9 protein-coding genes are annotated in these 11545 nt (G+C 72.3%); 3 read left to right on the plus strand and 6 right to left on the minus strand.

The annotated features are described in order from the left end of the window. Nucleotides 1–9 precede the first annotated feature (9 nt). Nucleotides 10–1728, minus strand: a complete 1719-nt coding sequence (locus tag ITJ69_RS16440) for a dihydroxyacetone kinase family protein (RefSeq protein WP_194673353.1) — start codon at nucleotides 1726–1728, stop codon at nucleotides 10–12. Further along, nucleotides 1725–3122, minus strand: a complete 1398-nt coding sequence (locus tag ITJ69_RS16445; protein WP_123294931.1) for an MFS transporter — start codon at nucleotides 3120–3122, stop codon at nucleotides 1725–1727. Before ITJ69_RS16445 ends, ITJ69_RS16440 begins: the two co-directional genes overlap by 4 nt. A gap of 180 nt (nucleotides 3123–3302) precedes the next feature. Between ITJ69_RS16445 and ITJ69_RS16450 the strand changes: the two genes are divergently transcribed. Together ITJ69_RS16450 and ITJ69_RS16455 are read left to right on the plus strand one after the other, a co-directional pair. Then, a complete protein-coding gene (locus ITJ69_RS16450) occupies nucleotides 3303–4052 on the plus strand; it encodes a FadR/GntR family transcriptional regulator (protein WP_111086527.1) in 750 nt (249 codons plus the stop codon). A 213-nt stretch (nucleotides 4053–4265) separates the two neighbouring features. Further along, a complete protein-coding gene (locus tag ITJ69_RS16455) occupies nucleotides 4266–4931 on the plus strand; it encodes a class I SAM-dependent methyltransferase (RefSeq protein ID WP_194673354.1) in 666 nt (221 codons plus the stop codon). Between the two features lie 22 nt (nucleotides 4932–4953). On the opposite strand, the gene ITJ69_RS16460 is transcribed toward ITJ69_RS16455, so the two are convergent. From ITJ69_RS16460 to ITJ69_RS16475, 4 genes are all read right to left on the minus strand, one after another. Further along, nucleotides 4954–5859, minus strand: a complete 906-nt coding sequence (locus ITJ69_RS16460; RefSeq protein WP_194673355.1) for a sugar phosphate isomerase/epimerase family protein — start codon at nucleotides 5857–5859, stop codon at nucleotides 4954–4956. Further along, nucleotides 5856–7109, minus strand: a complete 1254-nt coding sequence (locus tag ITJ69_RS16465; protein ID WP_194673356.1) for a DUF993 family protein — start codon at nucleotides 7107–7109, stop codon at nucleotides 5856–5858. The genes ITJ69_RS16460 and ITJ69_RS16465 overlap by 4 nt, the downstream gene beginning before the upstream one ends. Continuing rightward, nucleotides 7106–8308, minus strand: a complete 1203-nt coding sequence (locus ITJ69_RS16470) for a Gfo/Idh/MocA family protein (protein WP_228505953.1) — start codon at nucleotides 8306–8308, stop codon at nucleotides 7106–7108. The genes ITJ69_RS16465 and ITJ69_RS16470 overlap by 4 nt, the downstream gene beginning before the upstream one ends. 599 nt (nucleotides 8309–8907) lie before the next feature. Further along, complete coding sequence (locus ITJ69_RS16475) at nucleotides 8908–9963, minus strand: LacI family DNA-binding transcriptional regulator (protein WP_194673358.1); 1056 nt, start codon at nucleotides 9961–9963, stop codon at nucleotides 8908–8910. Between the two features lie 246 nt (nucleotides 9964–10209). Here ITJ69_RS16475 and ITJ69_RS16480 point away from each other — a divergent pair, with 246 nt between their 5' ends. After that, nucleotides 10210–11490, plus strand: coding sequence for an ABC transporter substrate-binding protein (locus tag ITJ69_RS16480; RefSeq protein ID WP_166673275.1), 1281 nt, complete (start codon nucleotides 10210–10212; stop codon nucleotides 11488–11490). Nucleotides 11491–11545 lie beyond the last annotated feature (55 nt).

The following is an 11545-nucleotide window of genomic DNA, read 5'->3' on the forward strand; positions in this document are numbered from 1 at the left end:
GGGGCTTCCTTACTTCTCGGCCAGCGTCGCGAGGACCGCGGCGGTGATCAGGGCGAACGAGATCGCGCCGGCGTCGGGGGTGCCGACCGCGTCCTCGCCGTGGGTGCGGGCGCGGCCCATCTTCGGCAGCAGGTCAGCGGTCGCGTCGGCGGCCGCCGTCGCCGCGGCGGACGCTGCCGACCAGGCGCGGACCAGGTCGTCGCCGGCCGCGACGCGGTCGGTGAGGACCTGGTCGAACGGGACGATCGCGTCGACCATGGTCTTGTCGCCGGGGACGGCGCCGAACGCGAGGACCGCCTCGGTGGCGGCGTGCACCGCGCTCTGGACCGTGGCGGCGGTCGGACGCTCGTCGTCGCCGAGGACGCGACCCAGTGCCTCCAGGGCGGCTCCCCAGATCGCGCCGGACGTGCCACCGGCCTTGTCCGACCAGGCGTCTCCGGCGATGGCCAGGACGCTCCCGGCGCCGGCGCCGCGCGTCACCGCGTCCGAAGCGGCGCGGTCCGCGGCGGTGGAGCCGCGCTGCATGCCGATGCCGTGGTCGCCGTCGCCGGCGACGGCGTCGATCCGGCCGAGCTCGTCGGCGTGGTCGTCGATGGTGGTGCGGATGGCCGTGATCGCCTCGGCGACCCGGGCGGCGGACGCCTGCGACGCCTCGGTGCCCGGCGTGACCGGTGCCTGCTCGTCCGCGGCGAGGGCCTCGGGTGCGACCGGCTGTTGCGGGACGGCACCGCCCTTGCGGTACGCGGGGCTGTCGGCTGGGGCGGCCCAGAGCTGCTCGAGTTCGTCGTCGAGCCAGAAGAGCGTCAGCGAGACGCCGGCCATGTCGAAGCTCGTGACGAGTTCGCCGACCTCGGGCTCGACGACGACGGCGCCGGCCGCCGTCAGCTTGCGTTGCACGGCGCCGAAGACGACGAAGAGCTCCTCGTACTTGACGCTGCCCAGGCCGTTGAGGATCGGGACGACGCGTGCCCCGTCGACGACGACACCGGATGGCAGCTCGGTGAGCAGCTTGTCGACGAGCAGGTCAGCGAGGCCGGACGCGGTGGGGACGTCGGCCTCGGCGATGCCGCGTTCGCCGTGGATGCCCATGCCGATGGCCATCCGGCCCTCGGGGACGGTGAAGAGTGGTTCGTCGGCACCGGGCAGGGAGCAGCCGGAGAAGGCGACGCCGAAGCTGCGCGTGCGGTCGTTGGCGCGGGTCGCGATCGCGGTGACCGTGTCGAGGTCGTCCCCGCGTTCCGCTGCGGCACCGGCGACCTTGAAGACGCAGAGGTCACCGGCGATGCCGCGGCGCTTGTGGGCTTCGGCGCTCGGGGCGGAGGCGACGTCGTCGGTCACCCGCACGGTGCGGACGTCGATCCCGCTGTCGGCCAGTGTCCGCGCCGCGGCGTCGAAGTTGAGCACGTCGCCGGCGTAGTTGCCGTAGCTCAGCAGCACCCCGCCGCCGTGCTCGGACGCCTTCGCGACCGCCGTGACCTGCTGGGCGCTCGGGCTGGCGAAGAGGTTCCCCATCGCAGCGCCGGCTGCCAGGCCGTGCCCGACGAGTCCGCCGAACGCCGGGTAGTGGCCGGAGCCACCGCCGACGACGAGCGCGACGGTCCCCTCGGGGCTGGTGGTCGAGCGGGCGACGCCGCCGTGGACCTTGCGGACCCGGGCCTGGTTCGCGGCCACGAAGCCGTCGACCATCTCGTCGGCGAAGTCGGCCGGGTCGTTGAACAGGCGGGTCATGCGTGGCTCTCCTGGGTCGTGGTCGTCGTGGCCTGCGCCGCAGCGTCGGCGTCCCGTCGTTCGTTCCGCTTGGTGTTCCGACCGAGCACGAACATCAGCACGCTCGACAGCACCATGAAGAAGCCGACGATGAACATCGGGACCTGGTAGCCGCCGGTCCACCCGCTGACGACGCCCGTGATGTACGGGGCGGCGAATCCACCGAGGTTGCCGATCGTGTTGATGAGCGCCACACCCGCGGCAGCGGCGGCACCGGTCAGGAACTGCGTCGGCACGGTCCAGAAGTTCGGCAGCGCGGCGAAGATCGCGCAGGCGGTGACCGCGATGACGGCGATCGTGGCGGCCGGGCTGTTCATGTAGAGCGCGACCGGGATGCTCAGACCACCGACGAGCGCGGGGACGGCGATGTGCCAGACCCGGACGCCACGGCGGAAGGCGTCACGCGACCAGAAGTACAGGACGACCGCGGCGGGGACGTACGGGATCGCCGTGATCATGCCCTTCTGGAACAGGTCGAACGTGGTGCCGAACTGCTCCTGGAAGCCGTCGATGATGGTCGGCAGGAAGAAGCTCAGCGCGTACAGGCCGTAGATGAAGCCGAAGTAGACCGCGGCGAGCATCCAGACGCGGCCGGAACCGAACGCCGCACGGAGACCGCCCTTGGCGTGCCCGTCTCCCCCGCCCTTGGCCTTGTTCTCGGCGGCGAGGGCACCCTCGAGCCACAGCTTCTCGTCCTCGTCGAGCCACTTCGCCTGCGACGGCTTGTCCTTGAGCACGAAGAGGCACAGGACGCCGACGATGATCGCCGGGATCGAGACGCACAGGAACATGAAGCGCCAGCCGGCCAGGCCGCCGAGCATGCCCTCGTGGGTCATCAGCCAGCCGGCGAGCGGGGAGCCGATGACGCTCGTCAGGGGCTGGGCCAGGTAGAACAGCGCGAGCATCTTGCCGCGGTGCCGGGCGGGCACCCACGTCGACAGGAACAGGATCGCGCCGGGGAAGAAGCCGGCCTCGGCGATGCCGAGCAGGAAGCGCAGCCCGACGAGCTGCGGGTAGTTCTGCACCCACGTGAAGAGCAGCGAGACGATGCCCCACGTGATCATGATGCGCGCGAGCCAGATGCGCGCGCCGAACTTGTGCAGCGCCAGGTTGGAGGGCACCTCGAGCACGAGGTAGCCGATGAAGAACACGCCGGAGGCGAACCCGAACTGGGCGGCGGTCAGACCGAGGTCCGCCTCCATGCCGTTCGGGGCCGCGAAGGAGATCGCGGTGCGGTCGAGGAAGTTGATGAAGAACATCAGTGCCACGAACGGCACGATGCGGATCGCGATCTTGCGGATGGCCGTCTTCTCGACGACCGAGGTGGGGATGCCTCGCGTGGCGGGGATGTCCACGATGACTCCTGCTCGGTGGGGGTGGTACGACTCCGACCCGTGCTGCTGCGCCCGGACGGAGCGGGCGCATCGGTGCGCCTGGTCCAGTGTGCGGACTCGAATCCAACTTGTCAACCGGTTGACCAAACCATTGCGAGTGCCTCGAAGCCCAACCGGTTGACCGAACGGTACGCTCACTGCATGCCCGCGTTCAGCCCGGACGACCCCCTCAACATCCGACTCGAACTCGAGTCCGTGCCCGCGGGGTCGCCCGCCTCCGAGGTCGCCCGACAGCTCGTGTCCCTGCTCACCGCGGGTGAGCTGGCCCCCGGTTCGCGACTGCCGTCCGAGCGGATCCTGGCCGAACGGCTCGGGGTCGGACGCTCCGCGGTGCGCGAGGCCCTGGCGGCCCTCGAGATCCTGGGCATCGTGCAGATCCGCCCCGGCTCGGGCACGTACCTGCAGGGCGGCACCTCGGACCTGCTGCCGACGACGCTGTCGTGGGGCCTCATGCTCGCGTCGAACCGCACCCGCGAGCTGCTCGAGGTCCGGTCGTCGCTCGAGCGCACGGTCGCGATACTCGCCGCGCAGCGCGCCACGCCCGAGCAGGTCGCGGAGCTCGGCGAGTACCTCGTCCGGCAAGAGGCCACGCTCGACGACCCCGAGGCCTTCATCGACGCCGACGTCCGCTTCCACGTCCTGCTCGCCCGGGCCGCGGGGAACGACGTGCTCGGCGACCTGCTGCAGAGCCTGCGGTCGATGCTCAGCGTGTGGGTCGGCCGCCGTGTGCAGACCCGCCAGGCCACCGAGGCCGCCTACGACGAACACCGCGCGATCTACGAGGCGCTCCGGGCCGGCGACGTGCCCGCCGTGCAGCGGGCGATGGACGAGCACATGGCCACGGCGAGCGCCCGCATCGAGAACGCGGAGCCCATCCCTCCCGCCGAGTAGCGGGGCGCGCGGCGCGTGCGCGGCGCGTGCGCGGGGCGCGCGGGGCGTGCGCTTCGTGAGCAGAAATGGTCGGGTCCGTGACGGCGACCCGACATCTTCTGCTCACGATCGGGCGGCCGGGAGGCGCGGTGCGGGCCCGGCTCGCACCGTGCGATGTTGCCGGGGCGGCAACAGGGCTTGGGTCGGGCCCGGTAGGGGCGCTGGAGTGGGCAGATGCATGCACACGAGACCACCACCGATGGCGTCGGCTCCCCCACCGCCTCGGCCCGCGACTGGTGGGAGCAGCGGTACGCCGAGCGGGACGGGATCTGGTCGGGCCGGGTGAACGCGGTGGTGGCCGACGTCGCCGGGGTGCTGCCGACGGGGCGTGCGCTCGACCTCGGCTGCGGTGAGGGCGGCGACGTCGTCTGGCTCGCCGAGCAGGGTTGGGACGCGCTGGGGGTCGACCTGTCGGTGACGGCGATCGAGCGCGGTTCGCGGGAGTCCGTGTCGGCCGGGGTCGAGGAACGGGCCGCGTTCGTCGCCGCCGACCTCGCCACGTGGGAGACGGCTGCGCGCTTCGACCTGGTGACGGCATCGTTCCTGCAGTCGTGGCCGGTGGAGATCCCCCGCGCAGAGATCCTGCGGCGGGCGACCGGGTTCGTCGGCGTCGGCGGGCACCTGCTCGTGACCGCGCACGCTGCCCCACCGCACGACGACCTGCCGGCAGAGCTGCGGGAGTACCGGTTCCCGACGCCCGACGAGGACCTGACGGCCCTGCAGCTCGACGGCTCGTGGGACGTCGTCGCCGCCGAACTCCGGCCGCGCACCGCGACGGCTCCCGACGGCGACCCGCACGAGGTCCTCGACAGCGTGGTGCTGGTCCGCCGCGCGCGCTGACGACGGCTGCAGCGCCGGACGGTCAGCGCGGGAGCGGGACCGCGGCGTCGAACGCCTGCACGACGCGGGCCACCACCTGGGCGGGCGGGGTGTCCCAGATCGCCTGGTTGAAGAGCTCGACCTCGACGTCACCGGTGTACCCGGCAGCGACCACCGCGTCCGTCACCGGCCCGAAGTCGACGTGGCCGTCGCCCGGGTAGCCCCGCGACAGCAGCGGGTCCGCCGCGATCGGGGTAGTCCAGTCGCACACCTGGTACGAGGCGATCCGCCCGGCTGCCCCGGCGCGGGCGATCGACCCCGCGAGCGCCGGGTCCCACCACACGTGGAACGTGTCGACCACGACCCCCACGGCAGCCGCCGGGAACGGCGCCGCCAGGTCGATCGCCTGCGCGAGCGTCGACACCACGGCACGGTCTGCGGCGTACATCGGGTGCAGCGGCTCGACGGCGAGCTGGACACCGGCGTCGAGGGCGTGCGGCACCAGGTCGGCGAGCGCATCGGCCACCCGGCCCCGGGCGTCGGCCAGGTCGCGCGACCCCTCGGGCAGTCCCCCGGCGACGAGCACGAGCACGGGCGCCGAACCGGGTGCTCCGGCCGCGGCGAGGGCGGCGGTCTCGTCGATCGCGCGGCGGTTGTCGTCGAGCGCCCGCTGCCGCGCGGTGCCTGGCGGGAGCGTGAAGAAGCCTCCGCGGCAGTGCGACGACACCCGGAGCCCGGAGTCCTCGACCATCCGGACGGCCTCGGCGAGACCGACCTCGGCCACGGGCCCCCGCCAGGTGCCGATGGCTCCGACGCCGGCCCCGGCCACGGTGTCGAGCGCCTGCCGGAGCGACGCGTACTTGATCGTCGCCTGGTTGACCGACAGCCGCGGATGCGGCGCAGCGCCGGCGGACCGGACCGGCGTGACGGCGTCCGCCGCGGTCGTCACGCGACCACCTCGGCGACGGTGCGGTCGGCGGTGGGTGATCCGGGCCTCCCGGTCGGCCGTGTCTCCACGTCGGCCACCGCGAGCAGCGCGTGCCAGCGCGAGGCGGCGAGGTCCGGGTGTTCGAGGGCGCCGCAGGCGTTCGCGAGCCGGATGGTCTCGGACAGGTGCGGCAGGGAGCGGCCGGCGTGCTGGCCGCCGACCATCTGGAAGGCGGGCTGGTGGCCGTTCAGCCAGGCGAGGAACGCGATGCCGGTCTTGTAGTGCCAGGTCGGGGCACTGAAGACGTGGCGGGAGAGCGCCTCGGTGGGGGCGAGGAGGGTGCGGTAGGCGGTCTCGTCGGGCAGGGCCTGGACGGCGGCGGAGGCGATGGGGGCGACGGCGGCGAAGGCGCCGAGGAGGGCGTCGGAGTGGGCGCGGCCGTCTCCCGCTACGAGGTCCACGTAGTGGAAGTCGTCGCCGGTGAACATCCGGGCGGTCGCGGGCAACTGGGAGCGGAGGGCGACCTCGGCGCGGGCGTTCAGCAGGCTCATCTTGATGCCGGAGACCTTCGGCCCGGCGTCGCGCATGATGTCGAGCACGGTGTCGGGGCCCTGCTGCCCGCCGAAGTAGCCGGCGAGGGCGGGGTCGAAGGCCTCCCCCAGCCAGTGCAGGACGACGGGGGCGCTCGCGCGCTCGATGACCCGGCCGTAGACGCGGCGGTAGGTGCTGGCGGCGGCGTTGCTGCTGGGGCTGTCGCGGTCTGCGCGCTGCGCGAGTCGGGCCAGGTGGCGGCTGGCCATCAGGACGACGCCGGCGCCGGCGTCCTCGGCGTGGTGGAGCTGGGCGACGTAGGCGTCGACGACCTGCTGCTCGGCGGGCAGGTCGTCCCCGTCGTCCGGGAGGTCGTCGGTGTTCACGCCGACGACGATGCGGCCGCCGACGGAGTGCGCCTCGCGGGCGCTGCGGGTGATCAGCTCACGCGTCGCGGCCGGGTCGAGGCCCATGTTCCGCTGCGCGGTGTCCATCGCGTCGGCGACGCCGAGCCCCCACGACCACAGGTGGTGGCGGAACGCGAGGGTGGCGTCCCAGTCGAGGTCGGCCGGGGCGCCGGGCGTGTTGTCGGCGGCGGCGCGCGGGACCACGTGGGCCGCGGCGTAGACGAGGCGCTCGGTCAGGGGCGCGGTGGGCTTGGCGGCGGCCGTGACCGCCGGCTCGTGCAGGGCCGTCCGACTGGTCGTGCCGTCGGGGGCGAGGAGGGTGAGGTCGGTCATGCGCGTGCTCCGACCGTTTCGGTGTGCTGGGCGACCTCCGGTGTCTCGACCTGGAGCCGCGGCTCGGCCCCCGTGGGCAGGTGCAGCTCCGGCAGGTCCACGCGTCGACCCTCGGCGCTGGACCGCAGGCCGGCCTCCGCCAGCGCCACGCCGCGGGCACCGGAGAGCAGGTCGTAGGGGTGCGGGCGGCCGGCGACCAGGTCCTGCAGGAAGTCCTCCCACTGGGCGCGGAACCCGTTGCCGAACACCTCGTTGTCGGGGACCTCGAGCCACTGCGCCTTGTAGTCGCGGTCGTCCTTAAGGTCGGGGTTCCACACCGGCTTCGGCGTCGCCGTCCGGGGCTGGATGCGGCAGCCGAACAGCCCCGCGACGGCGCTGCCGTGGGTGCCGTCGACCTGGAACTCGACGAGCTCGTCGCGGTCGACCCGGACCGCCCAGCTCGAGTTGATCTGCGCCGTGATGCCGCCGGCCAGGTCGAAGACCCCGTAGGCGGCGTCGTCCGCGGTCGCCGGGTACTCGTGGCCCTGCTCGTCGGTGCGCTGCTCGATGTGGGTGACGGCGCGGGCGTACACGGACTCGACGCGGCCGAACAGCTGCTCGAGCACGTAGTTCCAGTGCGGGAACATGTCGACGACGATCCCGCCGCCGTCCTGCTGCCGGTAGTTCCAGCTCGGGCGCTGTGCGGTCTGCCAGTCCCCCTCGAACACCCAGTAGCCGAACTCGCCGCGGACGCTGAGGACCTTCCCGAAGAAGCCGGAGTCGATCAGGCGGCGGAGCTTCCGGAGGCCCGGCAGGTAGAGCTTGTCGTGCACGACGCCGTTCGGCACCCCGGCCTCGGCGGCCAGGCGGGCGAGCTCGAGCGCTTCCGAGGAGGTCTCGGCGGTCGGCTTCTCGGTGTAGACCGCCTTGCCGGTAGCGATCGCCTTGCGCAGGGCGTCGGCACGGGCGCTCGTGACGGCGAAGTCGGCGAAGACGTCCCAGCGCGGGTCGGCGAGGGCGGCGTCGAGGTCGGTCGTCCAGTGCTCGAGGCCGTGGCGGATGGCGATCTCCTCGAGCTTCGCGGCGTTGCGGCCGACCAGGATCGGTTCGAGCTGCACGCGGGAGCCGTCCGGCAGCCGGAGTCCGCCGTCCTGTCGGATGGCCAGGATCGACCGGACGAGGTGCTGGCGGTAGCCCATGCGTCCGGTGACGCCGTTCATGATGATGCCGATGGTGCGCGTGGTGGTCAACGCGTGCTCCCTTGCTCGCTGTGGCCTGCTCTCCGCGTGGTGGAAAGCGCTTGCCCGGAACCGTACACCACGCCCGGCGCGCTGCAGTAGTACCCGAACACGAACGCACACGCGCGGCCGGGCCCGGCGTGGGCTGCGGCTGCTGCGGCCCGCGCCCGAGGTTCCGAAATCTTGGAGTCTCGGGGCGCTGAGCGGCATTCCGTGGAACCTCGACGCCGGACCCGCGGCATGTTGTGGAACCTCGGCGCCCCGGGCGTCGGCGTGTCGTGCGACGCTCCGCATGCGCCGCTGGCCGATGGGGACCGCCTGGGACGCCCCCGACCGCGCCATCCGAGGTTCCGAGATCTCGGAACCTCGGCGCGCCAGGCGGCACTCCGTGGAACCTCGGCGCCGAACCCGCGGCATGTTGTGGAACCTCGACGTCCGGGCGTCGGCGTGTCACGCGCCCTCGAGCCCGACCGGCCGCAGGCGCCGCACTCAGTGAGCAGAAAAGGTCGAGTGGCGGGGCCGGACCCGACCCTTTCTGCTCACGAAGCGCCCGCGAAGCGCCCGCGAAGCGCCCCGCCGCGCTACCGCGCCGTGCTCGCCCGCAGCACGACCTCGCCGTCGATGGCACCGTCGGCCTCGAGCCCCAGGGCCCGCCGCACCGCCCGCTCCCCGATCTCCTCCAACGGGAGCCGCACCGTGCTGAGCGCCGGCACGACGTCGGCGAGCATCTGCACGTCGTCGAACCCCGCGACGCCGACGTCCACCCCGGGGACGAGCCCGCGCTCCCGGATCGCCGCGACCGCCCCCACCGCCATCAGGTCGGTGACCGCGAACACGCACCGCGGCAACGCCCACGAGCCTCCCGCCGCCCGGTCGAGCAGGGTCACCATCGCCTGGTACCCGCCGTCGCGCGTGAACGCCGAGGGTACCACCGAGTCATCGGGCACCCGGATGCCGTGCGCGGCGAGCCCGGCGACGAAGCCCTCGACCCGCGCGTGCGCCGTCGCCAGGTCCGGGTCGCCGGACAGGACGGCGAAGGAGTCGTGCCCCTGCTCGACCAGCGCACCCGCAAGGGCCGCGGCACCGCTGAGGTTCCGGATGACGACCCCGTGCACGCCGGGGACCCCTGCCGCGGCACCGTCGAGGTCGGACACGAGCGCGGACACCCCGGCGCCGGCGGCGACGAGTGCGCCGACGGCAGCTGCGGAGTCCGACGCTCCCGACGTCTGCCCGGCACCGAGTCGACGACTCACGGCGAGTACCACTGCCCGCGGCCGGAGTCCGGCGACGACGCCGAGCACCGCGGCCTCGCGCGAAGGATCCCCGCCGGTCGAGGTGATCGTCACCACGAGCCCGGCGTCGTCGGCAGCCCGGATCGCCCCCGCGGCGATCGCGGCGAAGTAGGGGTCGGCGATGTCGCCGACGACGAGCGCCAGGGTCGTGGTGGTCCCGCGAGCGACGGCCTGCGCCTGCACGTTGGCGGTGTACCGGAGCTCGTGGGCGGCGGCCTGCACCCGGTCCACCGACTCCGGTCGGACCTTCCGCGTGCTGCCGTTCAGCGCCCGCGAGGCGGTCGCGAGCGACACGCCTGCGAGCTCGGCCACGTCGGCCAGGGTGACGGTGCCTCGCTCGGGCATGTCGTGCCTCCAGTCCGGTCCGCGCTGTGCGCGGTCTGTGGCGAGGATAGCGATTTCCCGGGAGGCCCGACCAGCGTCCGCGCCGTCGGCGCGGCCTTCCGAGACGGCTGGTCACATTGTCAGAACATCGCGCAGGAAAGCGCTTGCCATGAGCGCTCACGTCGTGTAGACCTGGGGTCCTCGGCCGAGACACCCCGAACGCTCGCCCACGGCAGACGCCAGTGGTCCCGAACGAAAGCAGTGACGATGAAGTCATCCAAGAGAATGCTCGCGCTCGCCGGCGGCATCGCCGCACTGGCCCTGTTGAGCGGCTGTGCCTCCGGCAGCTCCGGCGACGGCGGCAAGGTCGATCAGCTGACCTTCTGGCTCTCCACCTCCACCGCGCAGGAGAAGGGCTACCAGGACCTCGCCACCGCGTACGAGGAGAAGACCGGCGTCACGGTCAAGATCGTGAACCTGCCGTACGACGGACTGCAGACCAAGCTCCGCGAGTCCGCCCAGGCGAACTCGCTGCCCGACGTCGTGCGCGCCGCCGGCATCGACCCGATCTGGACCGGCAAGACCGTCGACCTGGCCTCGATCGTCGACGACGACGCGAACAAGATCGACCAGGACATCATCGCGAAGGACGACGACGGCAAGGTCACCTCGATCCCGTCCGATGTCACCGCCGCCGGCCTGTTCGTCAACAAGTCGCTGTTCGAGAAGGCCGGCGTCGACTACCCGACCGACCCCGCGAAGGCGTGGACCTGGGACGAGTTCCTCACGGCCGCCGACAAGGTGAAGGCGAAGACCGGCGCGAAGTACGACATGGTGTTCGACTCGTCGCCGTCGCGTCTGCGTGCCTACATGTTCACCAAGGGCACCGACTTCATGCAGCAGGAGAAGGACGGCTCCTTCCCGACCGACGCGAAGACCGTCGACGCACTGCAGGACTTCGCCGACATGAACGACGACTCGGTCATGCCGAAGTCGGTGTGGACGAGCGGCCAGGACCCGAACGCCCTGTTCAAGAGCGGTCAGGTCGTCGCGTACTTCTCGGGCGTGTGGCAGTCGTCGGACTTCGCGTCGAACATCACCGACTTCGACTGGGCGAGTGCCGCCACCCCGGCCGACCCGACCCACGCCACCGAGATCAACTACGGCGGGAACATCGTCGGCTTCGAGAACTCGGACGCCCGCGGTGCCGCCGCGAAGAAGTTCATCGACTACATGTACGACCCGACGAACTACGCGAAGCTCGTGACGACGAACGGCTTCCTGCCGGTCGAGACCGGGCTGGACATCCAGTACCCGTTCGAGTCCCAGGCAGCGAAGGACTCCTTCGCGCTGTACCAGAAGGAGATCGACGCAGCCGACCCGATCTCGAGCTCCTACGCCAAGGAGAGCGCGAAGTGGGCGGTCGAGGGCAAGGAACTCGGCACCGATCCCACCACCGCCGAGGTCGGCAAGCTCATCAACGGGCAGCAGTCGGCCAAGAAGACCCTCGAGACGATCACGAAGTACTACGAGGAGCACGTCGGCTGACGGAACGGGGCCGGGCGCGCGCGTCCGGCCCCGCTGTCTCTCCTTCCACAGCAGC

It is taken from the genome of Curtobacterium sp. VKM Ac-2887, assembly GCF_015350935.1.
Lineage (GTDB): Bacteria > Actinomycetota > Actinomycetes > Actinomycetales > Microbacteriaceae > Curtobacterium.